General features: G+C 65.0%; 16 protein-coding genes. 3 read left to right on the plus strand and 13 right to left on the minus strand.

Annotated elements, in window-relative coordinates:
- Positions 1-56: 56 nt before the first annotated feature.
- Complete coding sequence (locus R9J51_RS00285; RefSeq protein ID WP_179505534.1) at positions 57-395, minus strand: hypothetical protein; 339 nt, start codon at positions 393-395, stop codon at positions 57-59.
- Positions 395-1,210, minus strand: coding sequence for a GntR family transcriptional regulator (locus R9J51_RS00290; RefSeq protein ID WP_168556486.1), 816 nt, complete (start codon positions 1,208-1,210; stop codon positions 395-397). The genes R9J51_RS00285 and R9J51_RS00290 overlap by 1 nt, the downstream gene beginning before the upstream one ends.
- A gap of 215 nt (positions 1,211-1,425) precedes the next feature.
- On the opposite strand from R9J51_RS00290, the gene R9J51_RS00295 reads away from it, so the two are divergent.
- Positions 1,426-2,808: an aminotransferase gene (locus R9J51_RS00295; protein WP_179505535.1), complete on the plus strand. Its 1,383-nt coding sequence runs from the start codon at positions 1,426-1,428 to the stop codon at positions 2,806-2,808.
- A gap of 16 nt (positions 2,809-2,824) precedes the next feature.
- On the opposite strand, the gene R9J51_RS00300 is transcribed toward R9J51_RS00295, so the two are convergent.
- The 3 genes from R9J51_RS00300 to ligM form a co-directional block, all read right to left on the minus strand.
- Positions 2,825-3,499, minus strand: coding sequence for an alpha/beta fold hydrolase (locus R9J51_RS00300; protein ID WP_179505536.1), 675 nt, complete (start codon positions 3,497-3,499; stop codon positions 2,825-2,827).
- An 11-nt stretch (positions 3,500-3,510) separates the two neighbouring features.
- Positions 3,511-4,386 carry a methylenetetrahydrofolate reductase gene (locus R9J51_RS00305; RefSeq protein ID WP_169476580.1) on the minus strand — a complete coding sequence of 292 codons (876 nt, stop codon included), beginning with the start codon at positions 4,384-4,386 and terminating at the stop codon, positions 3,511-3,513.
- Positions 4,387-4,608: 222 nt separating this feature from the next.
- On the minus strand, positions 4,609-6,009 hold the full coding sequence (ligM, locus tag R9J51_RS00310; RefSeq protein ID WP_168556482.1) for a vanillate/3-O-methylgallate O-demethylase: 1,401 nt from the start codon (positions 6,007-6,009) through the stop codon (positions 4,609-4,611).
- A gap of 124 nt (positions 6,010-6,133) precedes the next feature.
- Between ligM and purU the strand changes: the two genes are divergently transcribed.
- Together purU and R9J51_RS00320 are read left to right on the plus strand one after the other, a co-directional pair.
- The gene (purU, locus tag R9J51_RS00315; protein WP_168556481.1) at positions 6,134-6,988 is read left to right on the plus strand and encodes a formyltetrahydrofolate deformylase; all 855 of its coding nucleotides are present in this window, start codon (positions 6,134-6,136) and stop codon (positions 6,986-6,988) included.
- 16 nt (positions 6,989-7,004) lie between these two features.
- Positions 7,005-7,406 carry a VOC family protein gene (locus tag R9J51_RS00320; RefSeq protein WP_168556480.1) on the plus strand — a complete coding sequence of 134 codons (402 nt, stop codon included), beginning with the start codon at positions 7,005-7,007 and terminating at the stop codon, positions 7,404-7,406.
- Between the two features lie 19 nt (positions 7,407-7,425).
- Here R9J51_RS00320 and R9J51_RS00325 read toward each other — a convergent pair whose 3' ends face one another.
- The 8 genes from R9J51_RS00325 to R9J51_RS00360 all read right to left on the minus strand — a co-directional run bounded on the left by R9J51_RS00325 (position 7,426) and on the right by R9J51_RS00360 (position 16,540).
- Positions 7,426-8,163 (minus strand): alpha/beta fold hydrolase, encoded by a 738-nt coding sequence (locus R9J51_RS00325; protein ID WP_179505537.1) that lies wholly within the window; start codon positions 8,161-8,163, stop codon positions 7,426-7,428.
- A gap of 16 nt (positions 8,164-8,179) precedes the next feature.
- Positions 8,180-8,956: a glutathione S-transferase family protein gene (locus R9J51_RS00330; RefSeq protein ID WP_179505538.1), complete on the minus strand. Its 777-nt coding sequence runs from the start codon at positions 8,954-8,956 to the stop codon at positions 8,180-8,182.
- Positions 8,957-8,968: 12 nt separating this feature from the next.
- Positions 8,969-9,715, minus strand: a complete 747-nt coding sequence (locus R9J51_RS00335) for an SDR family oxidoreductase (protein ID WP_179505539.1) — start codon at positions 9,713-9,715, stop codon at positions 8,969-8,971.
- A complete protein-coding gene (locus R9J51_RS00340; protein ID WP_349237522.1) occupies positions 9,715-10,191 on the minus strand; it encodes a beta-lactamase hydrolase domain-containing protein in 477 nt (158 codons plus the stop codon). Before R9J51_RS00340 ends, R9J51_RS00335 begins: the two co-directional genes overlap by 1 nt.
- Positions 10,188-11,060, minus strand: a complete 873-nt coding sequence (locus R9J51_RS00345; RefSeq protein ID WP_210425665.1) for an amidohydrolase family protein — start codon at positions 11,058-11,060, stop codon at positions 10,188-10,190. The genes R9J51_RS00340 and R9J51_RS00345 overlap by 4 nt, the downstream gene beginning before the upstream one ends.
- A 110-nt stretch (positions 11,061-11,170) precedes the next feature.
- Positions 11,171-12,685, minus strand: coding sequence for an aldehyde dehydrogenase family protein (locus tag R9J51_RS00350; RefSeq protein ID WP_432787744.1), 1,515 nt, complete (start codon positions 12,683-12,685; stop codon positions 11,171-11,173).
- 60 nt (positions 12,686-12,745) lie between these two features.
- Positions 12,746-14,923 carry a PQQ-dependent dehydrogenase, methanol/ethanol family gene (locus R9J51_RS00355; protein ID WP_179505540.1) on the minus strand — a complete coding sequence of 726 codons (2,178 nt, stop codon included), beginning with the start codon at positions 14,921-14,923 and terminating at the stop codon, positions 12,746-12,748.
- 51 nt (positions 14,924-14,974) lie between these two features.
- Complete coding sequence (locus R9J51_RS00360; RefSeq protein WP_168556475.1) at positions 14,975-16,540, minus strand: AMP-binding protein; 1,566 nt, start codon at positions 16,538-16,540, stop codon at positions 14,975-14,977.
- Positions 16,541-16,571: the final 31 nt, after the last annotated feature.

Consider the following 16,571-nt stretch of genomic DNA (forward strand, 5'->3'; position numbering starts at 1 on the left):
CTTTAAAACGGCCACTTGGTCCGAAACGAGAATAATAAAAACGGCGTCCTACCCCCTCACCGCCCCTTCTTGGTCACACTCGCGGTAAAGTCCGGGTCCTTGTTCGCCACCCAGTCCACGAACTTGCGGATCGGCGGGTGGGCCAGCAGCACGCCGACATCCAGCCCCGCGCGTTGCAGTTCGGAGTTGGTGAAGTTGGCGGTCAGGGTTTGCTGGCAGATGCCGTGCATCGGCACCACGTCGCGGCCGCCGCGGCTCTTGGGCACGGGGTGGTGCCACACGATTGTGCTGCCGGTGGGCCGGCCGCAGAGCCAGCAGGGGACGGGCGGCGGCGCTTCTTCCTCGGCCTCGGGTTCATCTGCCCAGCCGCCGCGCTTGGCGTGTTTGCGAGCCATCAGAGGTTCAGCCGGTCCCAGTCCTGCATCAGGTCTGCGCAATCGCCGATATCGCCGGCGATGGCATCGTGCAGCCCCTGCGCATCGCCCTTGGCGATGGCCTTGGCCGCCGCCTGGTGGTGATCGACCATGGCGGCGGTGCCATAGCGGCCATAGACCACGCGCATGAACGGGCCGAACTGCATCCACAGGCTTTCGATCATGCGGTTGGCCAGCGGCATCGGCGCCGCGCCATAGATCAGCGAGTGGAAGCGGAAGTTCGATTCCATGTAGGCGTTCACGTCGCCTTCGCCCAGCGCCGCGTCGGTCGCCTCGTCGGCGGCGCGAATATCGCGCAGGCGCTCAGCATCGATGTGCGGCAGGGCGGCCACGGCGGCGACGGGTTCGAGCAAGGTGCGCAAGCGCATGATCTCGTCAAAGCGCTCCAACGTCATCTTGGGCACCATCACCGCGCGCTTGGATCGGATGTCCACCGCCCCTTCGGCCGCGATGCGGCTGAGCGCATCGCGCACCGGCATCTGGCTCACGCCCATCTGCTGGGCCAGGCCGCGCGTGGAAATGCCCACGCCCGGCGCGATCTTGCCGGTGATCAGGCGATAGCGCAGGTCTTCATAGACCTGCTCGCGCAGCGAGGAGGTCACTTCGCCCTCGTCCGCCTTGGCCGCCGCGGCTTTGGCACCGGCCGCCTTGGTCGCGCGCGCTACGCGGGCCACAGGCGCCTTGGCCACGCCCTTGGGCGTTGCAGGCTTGCTCGCGGCTGCCTTGCCCGTTGCCGCCTTTGCCTGGCCCTTTGCCGTGGTGGCGCCGATCTTCATGCCTGTCTTTTCCAAATCAACCTGTCTTCGTGATGGCGGTTCTTCATGCCGCTGGGGCCTGTCTGCGAAACCGTGATCTTGGATCAGGCCCAGCCGTTTGCACCCGTGATGAACCTTTTGCGCGGCCGCGCCAAGGGTTTTCGTTTGACGAGCCCAAAGGGCAACCGTATCTGTGATCTTAGAATACACGGGTGGGACAAATTCGGGATCACGTCATGACCATCGTTCGCAACCACGATATCGCCACCTTGCGCCAGCTTGACGTGGCCCACCACCTGCCTGCCCAATCGAGCTATGCCCTGCAACAGCAATTGGGCGGCAGCCGCGTGATCACCCATGCACAGGGCTGCACGATCACCGATGGCGAAGGGCATTCCCTGCTCGATGGCATGGCCGGGCTATGGTGCGTGAACGTGGGCTATGGCCGCGATGAACTGGCCGACGTGGCGCGCGCGCAGATGCTGGAACTGCCGTTCTACAACACCTTCTTCCGCACCGCCACACCGCCCCCGATCGAACTGGCCGCGCGCCTGGCCGGCCTGCTGGGTGGCGAACTGCAGCACGTGTTCTTCAACAATAGCGGCTCGGAATCCAACGATACCGTGTTCCGCCTGGTGCGCACCTATTGGGCGCTCAAGGGGCAGCCCAAGCGCACCGTGTTCATCAGCCGGCGTAACGCCTATCACGGCTCCACCGTGGCCTCGGCCAGCCTGGGCGGCATGGATTTCATGCATGTGCAGGGCGGCATGCCGATCCCCGGCGTGGAGCACGTGATGCAGCCCTATGCCTTCGGTGAAGGCTTTGGCGAAGACCCGGAAAGCTTTGCCTCCCGCGCCGCCGCCGCGATCGAGGAACGCATCCTGGCCATCGGCCCTGAAAACGTCGCCGCCTTCATCGGCGAGCCGGTGCAGGGCGCGGGCGGCGTGATCATTCCCCCGCCCACTTATTGGCACAAGGTGGAGGCGATCTGCCGCAAGTACGGCATCCTGCTGGTGTCCGATGAAGTGATCTGCGGCTTTGGCCGCCTGGGCGCCTGGTTCGGCTTCCAGCACTTTGGCTTTACCCCCGATATCGTCTCGATGGCCAAGGGCCTGTCATCGGGCTACCTGCCGATCTCGGCCACCGGGGTCAGCCGCGAAATCGTGGAAACGCTGCGCGCCTCGGGCGAGGAGTTCACCCACGGCTATACTTATTCCGGCCATCCGGTCTGCGCGGCCGTGGCGCTGCGCAACCTGGACATCATCGAGCGCGAAGACCTGGTCGGCCGCACCGCACGCGACACCGGGCCCTATCTGGCCGCGGCCCTGGCAGAACGCCTTGCCCCGCACCCGCTGGTGGGCGAGGCGCGCTCGCTCGGCCTGATCGGCGCGGTAGAGATCGTGGCGGAAAAGGGCACGAACCGTCGGCATGGGAAAGGCGGCCAGGCCGCCCCGATCGTGCGCGACCATTGCATCGCGCGCGGACTGATGGTGCGCGCGGTGCGCGACACCATCGTGATGAGCCCGCCGCTGGTGATCACCCATGCGGAAATCGACCGGTTGGTCGATACCATCGCGGCCGCGCTCGATGCCGCGCAGGACGAACTCGCCGAGCTTTGAGCGCGGCGCTGGCCGCTCAGCCCGCTGCGGCGCCCAGCACGATCGTGCGCAAGTCGTCAGGCGCGTCGGCCATCACGAAATGGCGGCCGCCCACCTCGTGGTATTCCCACGCGGGGTCCTGGCGCACCGCCTGGGCAAAGCGGGCAAAGGGCGTGGGCTGCCAGCCGGTGGCGAAGATATAGATGCGGCGCGGCACCTGGGCTTCCTCGCCCGTCAGGCGCACAGCCTCCACCAGCGTCAGCAAGGGATGCGGCGTGAGGCGCGGATCGGCAAAGCCGGGGAGTGGCGCAATCGCGCCGGGCGTGTGCTTCTGCCCGTCGATATAGTGCGCGTGTTCCCAATCGCCGGTCAGGTCCCACAAGGACTGGCCATCACCGGGCAGGAACGCATCGACATAGACCAGCGTGTCGATCCGCGAGCCCAGCCGCGCGGCAAGGCCGGTGATCACCATGCCGCCATAGCTGTGCCCGACCAGCACGAAGCGATCGAACCCGGCACGCGCCACTTCAGCTTCCACATGGGCGATATGGTCGCTCAGGGTAATGCCGGGGTGCAAGTGCGCCGCATCGGCGCCCAGGCCGGGCAGATCGACCGCCACCACGCGATGGCCGGCAGCGCGCAATTCGCCCGCCAGTTGTTCGAAGCACCAGGCGCCGCACCAGGCGCCATGGACCAGGACGTAATCAGCCATGTCAGGCTCCTTCAGGCAGGATGGCGACGGCGATAGTCCTCGATCCATTCCACGGTCTTTTTCAGCCCGCCGAACGGATAGAAATGCAGCCGCACGCGGCCATGCTGCGGCCCCAGGCCACGGGCAAAGGCATCGACCAGCTTGTCGGGCCCCGCGCTGCCGATCAGGTTGCCCAGCGAAATGCCGTACTTCTTCATCACGCTGGCCGAAGCGCCCACGCCGCAGCGCGCGGCGAACGAGAGCAGGCGCTTGATCCCGGCCGGGCCAGGCACGCCGATCCGCACCGGCGCATCGATGCCGCGCGCGCGCAGCTTTTCCAGCCAGACGAGGAACGAATCCGCATCGAAACCGAACTGGGTGACGATCAGCGGGGCCATGCCGCGCGCGGTGATTTCCGCCACTTTCTTGTCCAGCACGGCCCAGCATTCCGCTTCGCTCATGTTGGGGTGGCCATCGGGGTGGCCGCCAATGCCGATCGCGGTAATCCCCGCGCGCTCGAACGCGCCGGTGGCGATCAGGGCAGAGCTATCGAAGAACGGGCCCTGCGGCTCGGGCGGATCGCCCGCCACGATGAAGCAGCGGCGCACGCCGGCCCGCTCCACCACGGCCTGAAGGTAAGCCTCGAATTCGGGCACGTCGATGATCCGCCGCGCCGAAAAGTGCGGCATCGGCTCGAAACCCAGCTCGCGCACGGCAATGGTGGCGGCAATGCGGGCCTCGGCTTCCTCGCCGGGCAGGAACGTGACGGCCACGGGTGTTTCGGGCGGGATCAGGGGGGCGGCTTCGCGCAAGGACTCGATGTCCTTCGCGGTCATTTCCAGCGAATAGCCGTCGGTGATGCCGGCTGGTTCCTTGTCCCAATTGGGATGAATCTGTGCGTATGCCATCCTCTGATCCCTCGCCCATTCGTGTTGTTATGCTTGGGGTAGCGCCCCTCCCCGCCGGGCGGGGAGAGAGCTGTCACGAGGTCCGGTCGCCATTGTGGCCAGACCGAGCCGAGAATGGTGCTGTTTCGCGACCCGGAGCGCAGCGTACTTTAGGTACGTGAGCACCGGAAGCGCGAAACAGTGCCGTTCGCAGGCCGGTATGGGTGCAATGGCGACTGGGCCTCAACGACCGGTGCGCCAGCCTTCGGCGTAGGCTTCGCGGGCCACGCGGCTATAGGGCACGGGCGAAACGATCGCGCGCACTTCCAGCTGCTTGTGCGGTTCCACGGTGGTCTTCTTGGTCCCGCCGTTTTCTTCGCCCCACACCACGCGCAGTTCGGTGCCGACCGGGATTTCCGGATCGATCGTGGCGAGCGAAAGCGCCTGCTTTTCGTTGTAGGAATAGCCGGTGAACATCGAGAGACCCACGGTCTTGCCGCCGGCATCGACCACGCGGTCATAGTTCGACGAGGCATAGTTGGCGAGCGGCACGTCGAAGAACTTGTACTGCTCCCCATCGGGGTTGAACAGCGAGGCCGTGATCTTGGCCATGTCTTCGGGGTGCCACGCCAGCGTCACCTTCTTGCGCTGCTCGGCGGGGTTGAGCGCCTCGAGCGCTTCGCGGCCGTGGAATTCGTGGTCGAACTTCACGAACGAGCCATAGCCCAGTTCCCAGGGGTTGAGGTAATAGTCCTCGATGTTGTCCGAAACGAACGAACCGCCGATCGAGCCGGTCGCTTCATAGCTGTCGGCACCCAGCCATTCGCGGAAGCCCTTGAGCTTTTCGCCGGTGTAGATCGCCGGCAGCGGCGAGGGGATCCAGCCCGATTCCAGCGTGTTGGACGGGTAAGCGCGGCTGCCGCAAGCGATCAGGCCGAATTCCTTGCCGGCTTCCAGAATGGCGGCGCGGATTTCTTCCTGCTCGGCATAGGGGCCCCAGATTTCCAGGCCCGGCGCGCCCGACATGCCGTGGCGCAGCGTGCGCACGGTCTTGCCGGCGATGTTCATGGTGCTCATGTTGAAGAACTTGAGCTGTTCCAGCGGGCCGCCGTGCAGCTTTTCGATCACGGCCCAGGCGTTGGGGCCCTGGATCTGGAAGCGCCATTCCTTGCGGCTGACCGGCTTGCCCATCGGGCGCATCGGCGAACGGTCGTCCAGCTCGATCTCCACGTCATAGCCGCCGGTGGCGCCATGGTAGCGCAGCCAGTTCGAAGCTGGCGCGCGGCCAACGTACGTGAAGCTTTCTTCTTCTTCCCAGAAGATGATGCCGTCACCGATCACGTGGCCATAAGGCGTGGTGGGCACATACTGCTTGGCCTTGTTGACCGCCCAGCCCTTGGGGCTGTTGATCATCGTGTCGGACAGCAGCTTGAGCGCGTCTTTGCCCCGGATGTAGAGGTTCACCATGTGGTGCGACTGGTCAAACAGCACGGCAGAGTGCTGCCAGGCCCACTGTTCGGAACGCCAGTTGGAAAATTCCGGTGCCACCACCGGATAGACATAGGCACCCAGCTGCGAGTTGCGCAGCATGCCGACGATATCGCCGTTTTGCTGCAGCAGCTGGTCAAGGTTGGTCGCGGCCATGCAATCTTCTCCCGACTAAAAATGCTTGGTTGAAATTTGTATGCAACACATACAATATCAAATCAGATTCGCAATGGCAAAATCGACAGGCCGGCGCGAGACAACGACGGGAGAGACACTGATCATGGCCGCACCGCTGATTCTCACCATTTCCTGCACCGACGTGCCTGGAATCGTCGCCCGCGTATCGGGCACGCTCTACGAACAGGGCGCCAACGTGCTGGAGGCGCAACAGTTCGACGATCAGGAATCTGGCCGCTTTTTCATGCGTGTGGTGTTCGATCCAGGCGAAAAGACCGCAGAAATGCTGCGCGCTGCGCTTGAACCGGTGGCGCAGCAATATGGCATGGCGTGGAACCTGCGCGACACCGCACAAAAGCGCCGCGTGGTGCTGATGGTCAGCAAGTTCGACCACTGCCTGGGCGACCTGCTCTACCGCGCACGCATCGGCGAACTGCCGATGGACGTGGTGGCGATTCTGGGCAACCATCCCAAGGAAGCACTGTCGATCTCGTTGATCGGCGACATTCCCTATTACCACCTGCCGATCACCAAGGACACCAAGCCGCAGCAGGAAGCGGAAGTGAAGCGCATCGTCACCGAATCCGGCGCCGAACTGGTGGTGCTGGCGCGCTACATGCAGATCCTGTCAGACGATCTCGCCAAGTTCCTGTCGGGCCGTTGCATCAACATTCACCACTCGTTCCTGCCCAGCTTCAAGGGGGCCAAGCCCTATCACCAGGCGCACGCGCGCGGGGTCAAGATGATCGGCGCCACCGGGCATTATGTGACGGCAGACCTCGACGAAGGGCCGATCATCCATCAGGATGTGGAAACCGTGACTCATGCCGACCGTCCCGACGACTTGGTGCGCAAGGGCCGCGATATCGAACGCCGCGTGCTGGCCGAAGCGGTGCGCCTGCACCTGGAAGACCGCGCGCTGCTCAACGGCAACAAGACGGTCGTATTCAAGAGCTGACGGGAAAGGAAACGCCATGCAGGTCAATGCCCTCGATCACGTGAACATCATCACCGACCGACTGGGGGAAACCTGCGCGTTCTATGTCGCGCTGCTGGGCCTTGAGCAGCGCGACGCCCCGCCCCCGCTGACCCCGCAAAACGCGCAGTGGCTTTACGACAAGGGCGGCCGCGCGGTGCTGCACATCAACAGCACCGATTGCCCGCGCACCTATGATCGGCCGGTGACGCCGGGCACGGTGACGGGGGCGATCCACCATGTGGCGCTCAACTGTTCGGGACACGCCATCGTGAACCAGCGGATTGCGGACATGGGCCTGGATGCCAGGCACAATTTCGTTGCGGCGATCGGCCTGCGCCAGATTTTCGTGGCCGATCCCAACAACGTGCTGCTGGAATTGAACTTCTTCGCAGACTGATCCTTCCCCGTGGGGCGGATCAGATCGCGGTTTCCAGCGCGTCGGCCAGGGCTTCTGGCACGGACAGGTAGGGGCTGTGGTCGGCCTCCAGCGTGATCACCTGCGCGCCGGGTGACATGGCGATCATCCTGCGCTGGCTGTCGATAGGGATCGTGCGGTCCTGGGTGCATTCCACATAGACGCGCGGCTTGCTGCCCCAGCGTTCGGGCGTGACCACGATCTTCTGGCGGCGCGGCTCGCTCGGTTCGGCCAGCAGGCGCGGCAGCACGGCAGCCACGTCTTCGGGCGGGGAAAGCTGCGCAAACACCGCACCGGCATCGTCAACCGGATCGATCACCGTGGCAATGCTGCCGTGCAGCGGCTTGATGATCGCCTCGAACGGCGCATTGGGGCCGACGATTTCCTTGAATTCGGCGCGGGAAAGCCCCGCCGGCAGCATCATCGCACAGATATAGACCAGGCTGTCCATCGCATCGGGATGGCGTTCTGCCGCTGTGCTGACCACCAGGCCACCCCGGCTGTGCCCGACCAGCACCACCGGCGCGCCGCCCAGCTTCTGCTTGAGATCGCGGCAGTGCTGCGCAGCAAAATCCCCCCAGCTTTCCAGCGTGACGGCGGCCATCTCTTCGGCGGTGCCGCCCATGCCGGGCAAAGTGGGCGCCACCACGGTATGGCCGCGCGCCGTCAGGATCGCGGCCACTTTGTCAAAGCACCAGCCCCCGTGCCAAGACCCATGGATCAGAACGAAACCCGCCATTCCCTGCAATCCTCCGTTATCGCGCGTGCCCGGTCCAGGTGCGCAGGCCCGGCGCCGTGCGGTCCTCGCCGGCAAGCGCGGCCGCCACGGCGGGCCGCGCGGTCATGCGGTCGCGCCAGGCCACCAGGCGCGGCGCGCGTGCGGCAATCTCCAGTTCGGGGAACATGCGCTCCACCATCATGCCGCAATGGGCATAAAAGTTGATATCGGCAAGGGTATAGCTGTCGCCAGCCAGCCATTCCGTCTCGCCCAGCTGGCGCTCCACTTTGTCCACGGCATAGGTGATCTTGTCCATCGCATTGGCCAGGTCGCTGTCCGAAAAGCCAGAGCGGGCCGTGGCCCATTTCTTGCGCTGGTCGGGCAGGGGAATGTTTTCCAGCAGTTTTTCGAAGTCGCCGTTCTCGATGTTGCAGGCGATGATACCGACCATGCGATGCCAGCCGTGCATCGAGACATGGTTCATCACATGCTCGTCCACGAACTTGTTCCAATAGCGCATGCGCGCTGCGCCCACCGGATCGCGCGGGCGCAGCGGTGCATCGGTGGGCTGGGCATCGGGAAAGGCATCTTCAAGGTATTCGTTGATCACCGTGGTATGGGTGATGATCGTGCCATCGTGATCGAGCACGGGCACCTGGCCTTCGGGATTGATCGCCACGAACCAGGGCTGGTGCTGTTCGAACTTGTGCAGGTCAACATAGCGGCTGGTGAAATCCAGCCCCTTTTCCTTGAGCGGAATCATCGATTTGAGCGAATTGGCCGCCGGTTCGGCGTGGTAATAGACAAGGGCCATGGTCGGTCTCCTTCAAAGCGACAACGTGCCCAGCAGGCCGCCATCGGCTGCCCAGCTTTGGGCGGTAACGTGAGAGGCCGCGTCCGACAGCAGGAACGCGGCGACCTGCGCCAGTTCGGCGGCGCTGCCGGTGCGGCCCTGGGGCACGCGCGCGGCCATCGCCGTGGCAGCGTCGGGCGGCAGGGCATCGAGCATGGGCGTCTCGATGAAGCCGGGTACCACGCAATTGCAGCGCACGCCGAACGGCGCGAGTTCCAGCGCCACCCCGCGCGCCAGGCCGAGCACCGCATGCTTTGACGCGACATAAGCCGCGTTCATCGCCATGCCGCGCTCGCTGGCCAGGCTGCCCGTGACCAGGATCGCGCCGCGCCGCCGCGCCTTCATGGCCGGGGCGACATGCGCGATGGCATGGAACGCGGACTTGAGGTTGACCGCCAGGACCACATCGAACGCTGCGTCGGCATAGTCTTCCACCGCTGCGAACGTACCGCCGATCCCGGCGTTGCAGAACAGGCCATCGATCGGCCCGCGTGCGGCCACCGCATCATCAAGCGCGGCCAGCAGTTGCGCCTTGTCGGCCACGTCCGCCGCCGCCCAGCCGGCGCGCGAGCCCAATTCAGCCGCCGCTTGTTCCAGCAGGCCGGCACGCCGCGCGATCAGCGTGACGGTACCGCCGCCCGCCACCACCACATCGGCCGTGGCGCGGCCGATGCCGGTGGAAGCCCCGGTGATCACCACGTGGCGGCCGGCAAAATCCATCAGGCGCCCTTCCCGGCGATGAAATCGGACCAGACTTGCGCCTCGGGCCGGTCTGAGCCTTCGGGCGTCCATTGCTGCGCCATCAGCGCGCGGGCCTGCGGTTCGGCCATCCCGGCCACATCGCGGTGCCAGCGGTAGAAGAACGCGGCCACGCGCCAGTTCATGATGCAATGCACGTGCACCGGGCGCGGCCCCTGCTCCAGTGCCTGGCAAAACGCGGCGAAATGTGCGTTGGCGGGCGCATCGAACGGCACCGGTATATGGGTATAGGCAATGCCCGCCGCTGCCAGCCGCGCGCCTTCGTCGGCCAGGGCTTCGGGATGGGTTTCGAGCGCCAGGTTGATCACATGGCCCACGCCCAGCGCCGCCAGCCGCGCCACATCGCGCGGCTCCAGCCGGCCCGAGGTCGTCACATCCGCGCCCAGCCGCTGCCAGGCGCGAATGTCTGCCGGGTCAGAAGGCGGATCGGCGATCACGCCAGGCCCAGCAGCTTGACCGCGTTGTCCTTCATGATCCCGGGCAGCACGTCGTCGCGGAAGCCCACCTGCCGCGCGGCATCCAGCCACTTGTCCGGCCGGATCAGCGGAAAATCGCTGCCGAACAGCATCTTCTTGCGCAACTGCGTATTGGCGTACTGGATGATCTGCGGCTGGAAATACTTGGGACTCCACCCCGAAAGATCGATGAACACATTGTCCTTGTGCAGCGCCATCGACAGGCTTTCATCCACCCACGGCCAAGACGGGTGCGCCAGGATGATCTTCATGTCGGGGAAGTCCACCGCCACATCGTCGACCAGCATGGGCTGGCCATACTTCAGGCGGATGCCCCCGCCGCCGCGCATGCCGGTGCCCATGCCCGAATGCCCGGTGTGGAAGATGGCCGGCAGCTTGTAGTGGTTGATCACTTCATAGATGGCATAGCCGACCTGCTCCGCCGGGTGGATGTTCTGGCAGATGTGGTGGAACTTGAAACCCTTGACGCCGTGGTTCTCGATCAGGTCGCGCGCCTCGCGGGCGCCATACTTGCCCTTGTGCGGATCGATCGAGGCGAAGGGTATGCAGACATCGTCGTTTTGCGCAGCGAATTCGGCGATTTCATAGTTCGACACGCGCTTGGCCCCGATGCCGCTCTCGCAGTCCACCGTGAACAGGCAGAACGCGATGTTCTGCTCGCGATAGATCTGCGCGATCTCGGGCATCTTGGGCCGCTCGCGCGGGGCCTTGAAATAGCTGGAGGCGGCATCGAAGAACTTGCCCATCACCGGGTCTTCGGGATCGTGGCACGAAACTTCGGCGTGCACGTGCACGTCGATGGCGGTGATCTTGGACAGGTCGATGGGCATTACTGGTTCCTTGCGGCGCTTGATATGCCTGCCGTTTCCGCCTCATTCCCGTCACCCCGGACTTGATCCGGGGTGAGTTAGAAAGCGGCAGGCACCACAAGCTTGGTAACTTACAGCTGGATAATCACGGTCTTGGTTTCGAGATAGGCTTCCACGCCCTGGCGGCCCTGTTCGCGGCCCAGGCCGGATTCCTTGTAGCCGCCAAACGGCAGCGCGGTGTCGATCATGGCGTGGCAATTGCCCCACACCGTGCCCGACTTGATGCGCGCGGCCAGCTTGTGCATCGTGGCCACGTCCTTGGTCCAGATGCCGGCGCCCAGGCCAAAGCAGGTGTCGTTGGCCATGCGCGCCACTTCGTCCAGGTCTTCGAAACGCTGTGCAACCACCACCGGGCCGAAGATTTCCTCGCGCACCACGCTCATCTGCGGGTTCACGTCGGCCAGGATCGTGGGGTTGACGTAATAGCCGCCATCGCTGGCCGGCACGTCGCCCCCCATCACCACGCTGGCGCCATCGCGCTTGCCGGCCTCGATATAGCCCATCACGCGCTCGTGCTGTTCCTTGGACACCAGCGGGCCCATGTGCGCTTCGGGATCGAGGCTGGGGCGCGGGCTCCAGAACGGAGCGGTGGCGGCCATGCCTTCCAGAACCTGGTCGAACACCGACTTGTGCGCGAAGAGGCGCGAGCCTGCCACGCAGACCTGGCCCGAATTGAAGAAGATCGCGCCCGCTGCGCCCGGTGCCGCCTGCGCCACGTCCACATCGGGCATCACCACCACCGGGCTCTTGCCACCCAGTTCCAGGGTCACGCGCTTGAGGCTGGCGGTGGCGTTGCGGTTGATCAGCTTGCCGATCTCGGTCGATCCGGTGAAGGCCACCTTGTCCACGTCAGGATGCTTGACCATGTGATCGCCGGCGGTGTGGCCATTGCCGGTGATGATGTTGATGACGCCGGCGGGGAAGCCGGCTTCCACCACCAGGTCAGCGAGCTTGAGCGCGGTGAGCGAGGTCTGCTCGGCCGGCTTGAGCACCAGCGTGCAGCCCGCCGCGAGCGCCGGCGCGATCTTGAGCGAGGCCATCAGCAGCGGGAAATTCCACGGCACGATCTGCGCACAGACGCCCACCGGCTCGCGCACGGTATAGCTGAACACCTGGCCGCCGGGCATGGTGTAGGGCTGCGTGGTTTCGCCCGAAATCTTGCTGGCCCAGCCGGCCATGAAGCGCAACTGGCTGATCGCGCCGGGAATATCCACGGCGCCCGCCATGGTCATCGGCTTGCCGTTGTCGATCGCTTCCAGTTCGGCGAACAGCGCGGCGTTGGCTTCGAGCAGGTCCGCCAGGCGGTTCATCGTGCGGTCGCGCACCATCGGCGGCAGGCCCGACCAGCGCCCATCGTCGAAGGCCGCACGGGCCGCCGCCACGGCGCGGTCCACGTCCTTGTCCGACGCATCGACCACATGGCCCACGATCTTGCCGCTGGAGGGGTCTTCCACCTCGATCACGGCATCATGGCTGCTGTCCACCCATTCGTTGTTGATGAACAGCTGCGGCTTGCGCGCCAGGAAAGCGGCTGCCGCGGGCGAATAGGCGCGCTGCTGGCGCGAAATCGTCGTCATTTCGTTCATGGCCGACTCCTCTCCGTTATTTGTAATGTAACATAACAATTTTGGTGGGCCAAGCGCGCATCAGTTGCGCGCCGTGCCCTTGCCGATGCGCTTGCCCGTCTTGGCTTCCAGCGCCTTGTCTTCGTTGGCGCGGGAAATCAGGTATTGGCGGATGGCTTCGGCATCGTCGGCGCTCAGCACGCTCTTGAACGAAACCATGCCGGCTTCGTGCAGCGCACCATCGAGCACGACCATCTTGATCCCCTCGGCCGAACCGATCGCACCCGAGTGGCGCAGGTCCGGGTTCACCCCGCCGGCCACCGCCGCATCGCCGTGGCAGACGTTGCAATAGCGGCCATAGAGCTGCCCGCCATGTGCCACCTGCTGCGGCGTTCCGGTCAGCGGGGGCGGATCGAGCGGCCCGGCGTTGCTGGGCGGCGGCGCGGGCAACTGGCCCTTGGCGCCCAGCTTGAACACCAGAAGGCGGCTGATATTGCGCGAGGCGCCACCCTTGTGCGCCAGGATGCCGGTGGCCACGTCCCACACCCCGCCCCAGCCGACCATCACGGCCACGTATTGCTCGCCACCGATGGCATACGTCATCGGCGCAGCCACGATCCCGCTTTGCGCCGGGAACGACCACAGCTTTTCGCCCTTGTCGGCGCTATAGGCCACGAACTGCCCCTGGGCATTGCCCTGGAACACCAGGTTGCCGGCGGTGGACAGGATGCCCCCATTCCACGGGGAAACCTGGTCCACCCGCCAGGCCACCTTGCGATTGGCCACGTCCCAGGCGATCAGCGCGCCGGTGGTGCCGGCCAGGGCGCCGGCCTGCACTTTGGGATCGGCCGGCATCGAAGTGGTATAGCCATCGATCGCGGTCTGGAAGCCAAGCCCGCTCGGTTTCCAGTCCTTGGCGGCGAAATAGGGGAAGCCCGCCACATTGGCTGGGATATAGAGCAGGTTGGTCTTGGGGCTGAAACTTTGCGGCTGCCAGGAATGCGCCCCGCCCGCGCCGGGCAGGCCGATGAACGGCTTGCCGGTCTTTTCATAGCGCGCCTCGGGGTTGATCGTGGGGCGGCCGGTCTTGGGATCGATGCCGGTGTTCCAGTTCACCGGCACGAAGGGCGTGGCCGACAGGAACTGGCCCGTGGTGGCATCAAGCACATAGACATGGCCGTTCTTGGGCGCGTGCAGCGCCACGTGGCGCTGCTTGCCATCGATCGTCATATCGGCGAGCGTGATCTGGGCATCGGAATCGAAGTCCCAGCGATCCTCGGGCGTTTCCTGGTAATGCCAGGCATAGGCACCGGTATCGGCATTCACCGCCACGATCGACGAGGTGTAGAGCGCGTCGCCGCTGCGCCCTGCCGGCGCCGGGTTCCACGGTTCAGCATTGCCGGTGCCGAACAGGATCAGGTTGGTCTTGGGATCAAAGGTGATCCCGTCCCACACCGTGCCGCCGCCACCCAGCGTCCACCAGTCCCCGGTCCAGGTCTTGGCGGCTGCCTCCATCGCCTGGTTTTCAAAACCGTCCTTGGGATTGCCCGGCACGGTGTTGAATTTCCACACTTGCGCGCCGGTCTGCGCGTCATAGGCGGCGATATAGCCGCGTGCGCGGTATTCCCCGCCGCCCGCGCCGATCACGATCCGCCCTTTCACCACCCGCGGCGCGCCGGTGATCGCATAGTTCTTCTGGTCGGGCACGACTTGCCTGTCGAACACCACCTTGCCGGTCTTCTGGTCCAGCGCGATCAGCCGTCCATCCAGCGTGCCGACATAGATCTTGTCGCCATAGAGCGCCGCCCCGCGGTTCACCGCGTCGCAGCAGGCCGAAACCAGTTGCTCGCGTGGCACCTTGGGATCGTATTCCCAGATCACCTTGCCGGTGCGCGCGTCATAGGCCTTGACCATCGACCAGGCGGTGGTGGTGTAGAGCACGCCATCGTGCATCAGGGGCGTTGCTTCCTGCCCGCGCGCCGTGTCGAAATCGACCGACCAGGCCAGCCCCAGTTGCCCGACATTGCCGGCGTTGATTGCATCGAGCGGCGAGAAACGCTGCTCGGCATAGTCGCGGCCATAGCTGAGCCACTCGCCATCGGGCGCCTGGGCGATCAGTGCATCGGTCACCCCGCTGTTGGCCGGCGCCGCCTTTGGCGCGGCATCACCCTTGGTGCACGCAGCAAGCACCAGGGCCAGCGACAGCGACACCCCACCCAGACATGCCACGCCCCAACCGGCCGTGAACCTTTTTTGCATCACCCGTTTCCTCTCCACCACCGCTTGTTTTCGCGCCTGCTTTTTTGCAGGTCAGTTTACCATGCGCTGGGCATTGCCCCAGTATTTCGTGCGCAGGGCTTTCTTGTCCATCTTGCCCGCCGCGGTGCGCGGAATGGCATCGACGAATTCCACCGACTTGGGCGCTTTCACCCCGCCCAGCCGCGCCTTGGCAAAGCTGATGATCTCGGCCTCGCTCACCCCTTGCGCCACGACCACGGCGTGCACCTGTTCACCCCACTTTTCGTGCGGGATGCCAAAGACGCAGGCTTCGCGCACCTGGGGCAGTTCGGTCACCGCCGCTTCCACTTCGGCAGTGAACACGTTGAACCCGCCCGAGACGACCATGTCCTTCTTGCGGTCGACGATATAGAGATAGCCCTCGGCGTCGAGCTTGCCCACGTCACCGGTGTGGTGCCAGCCGAACTTGCGGATTTCGGCGGTTTCCTCGGGCTTTTCGAAATAGCTGTGGGTGACAAGGGCCCCGCGCGCGCAGATCTCGCCCGCCTCGCCCGCAGGCACGGGCTGGCCATCGTCGTCGAGCAGCGCCACCTTGATCGAGCGGGTCGGCTTGCCGCAGGCAGCCAGCTTGTCGGGCGCCTCTCGGGCAAAGCGGGCCACATCCTCGGGCGGGAACCACGCCACGATCATCGGGCATTCCACCTGGCCATAGGCCTGGCACATGCAGGGCCCGAAGATTTCCACCGCCTGGCGCAGCTTTTCGGGCGAGCAGGGCGAGCCGACCAGGATGAAGATCCTGAGGCTGGAATAATCGTGCGCGCCGATCTGGGGAGAGGCCAGCAACTGGTACAGCGCCGTGGGCGGCAGGTACATGTGCGTGACCTTGTATTCTTCGATCGCGGCCAGCACGGCTTCCGCGTCGAAGCCCGGCAGGATCACCTGCGTGGCACCCAGGCTCATCGTGGAAAGCGAAATCGGCCCGGCGGCGTGGGTGATCGGGGCGGAAACCAGCGCCACGGGATCATCGGTGCGCCCGCCCATGGCATCGGCCGCCGTCTCGATCATCGTGCCCCAGCCCAGGTTGGTGACGTTGGCGCCCTTGGAGGGGCCGGTCGTGCCGCCAGTGGGAAAGATGCCGACCATGTCGAACAGGTTGCCGAAGGCGTCGATTTCCGGCTCGACGAAATCGGCGGCGTCCACCCCGGCCATGAACTCTTCCAGGCTGGGGTCATCGCCCATCCGCCGGTCGAGGCAGACGAAATGCTGCATCACCGGGCACAGCGCCTTGAGCTGGGCCACTTCGTCGGCCTTGCTGGAATGATAGACCAGCCACTTGCAGCGCACGTAGTTGATATAGGCCGCGTTGGCATCGATGGCGTTGCGGGTGTTGACCGGGATCCATTTGCCATTGGCGCGCCACATCGCCAGCAGAACCACCAGCAGCATGCCATCGTTGGGGCCATAAAGGCCCAGCAGGTCCTGGTTCTCGAAGCCGTTGCGTTGCAGGGCTGCAGCGATCCGCTCGCTGAGCGCCTTGGTCTGCGCAAACGTCAGCTTTAGACCGGTTTGCGTATCGACAATCGCCAGCCGCGCGGGATCGCGGTCATGGCCACGGTCGAAATAGTCAATGGCACGCATGGCTTCTCCTCATCCGCATCTTGGCAGAACC

The organism is Novosphingobium rhizosphaerae (assembly GCF_050920675.1).
In the GTDB taxonomy this organism is placed as follows: Bacteria; Pseudomonadota; Alphaproteobacteria; order Sphingomonadales; family Sphingomonadaceae; genus Novosphingobium; species Novosphingobium rhizosphaerae.

What these genes read in the sequence shown, in the direction of transcription:
- R9J51_RS00285 (WP_179505534.1), bottom strand. Translation starts at nt 395, where the DNA reads ATGGCTCGCAAACACGCCAAGCGCGGCGGCTGGGCAGATGAACCCGAG.
- R9J51_RS00290 (WP_168556486.1), bottom strand. Translation starts at nt 1,210, where the DNA reads ATGAAGATCGGCGCCACCACGGCAAAGGGCCAGGCAAAGGCGGCAACG.
- R9J51_RS00295 (WP_179505535.1), top strand. Translation starts at nt 1,426, where the DNA reads ATGACCATCGTTCGCAACCACGATATCGCCACCTTGCGCCAGCTTGAC.
- R9J51_RS00300 (WP_179505536.1), bottom strand. Translation starts at nt 3,499, where the DNA reads ATGGCTGATTACGTCCTGGTCCATGGCGCCTGGTGCGGCGCCTGGTGC.
- R9J51_RS00305 (WP_169476580.1), bottom strand. Translation starts at nt 4,386, where the DNA reads ATGGCATACGCACAGATTCATCCCAATTGGGACAAGGAACCAGCCGGC.
- ligM (WP_168556482.1), bottom strand. Translation starts at nt 6,009, where the DNA reads ATGGCCGCGACCAACCTTGACCAGCTGCTGCAGCAAAACGGCGATATC.
- purU (WP_168556481.1), top strand. Translation starts at nt 6,134, where the DNA reads ATGGCCGCACCGCTGATTCTCACCATTTCCTGCACCGACGTGCCTGGA.
- R9J51_RS00320 (WP_168556480.1), top strand. Translation starts at nt 7,005, where the DNA reads ATGCAGGTCAATGCCCTCGATCACGTGAACATCATCACCGACCGACTG.
- R9J51_RS00325 (WP_179505537.1), bottom strand. Translation starts at nt 8,163, where the DNA reads ATGGCGGGTTTCGTTCTGATCCATGGGTCTTGGCACGGGGGCTGGTGC.
- R9J51_RS00330 (WP_179505538.1), bottom strand. Translation starts at nt 8,956, where the DNA reads ATGGCCCTTGTCTATTACCACGCCGAACCGGCGGCCAATTCGCTCAAA.
- R9J51_RS00335 (WP_179505539.1), bottom strand. Translation starts at nt 9,715, where the DNA reads ATGGATTTTGCCGGCCGCCACGTGGTGATCACCGGGGCTTCCACCGGC.
- R9J51_RS00345 (WP_210425665.1), bottom strand. Translation starts at nt 11,060, where the DNA reads ATGCCCATCGACCTGTCCAAGATCACCGCCATCGACGTGCACGTGCAC.
- R9J51_RS00350 (WP_432787744.1), bottom strand. Translation starts at nt 12,685, where the DNA reads ATGAACGAAATGACGACGATTTCGCGCCAGCAGCGCGCCTATTCGCCC.
- R9J51_RS00355 (WP_179505540.1), bottom strand. Translation starts at nt 14,923, where the DNA reads ATGCAAAAAAGGTTCACGGCCGGTTGGGGCGTGGCATGTCTGGGTGGG.
- R9J51_RS00360 (WP_168556475.1), bottom strand. Translation starts at nt 16,540, where the DNA reads ATGCGTGCCATTGACTATTTCGACCGTGGCCATGACCGCGATCCCGCG.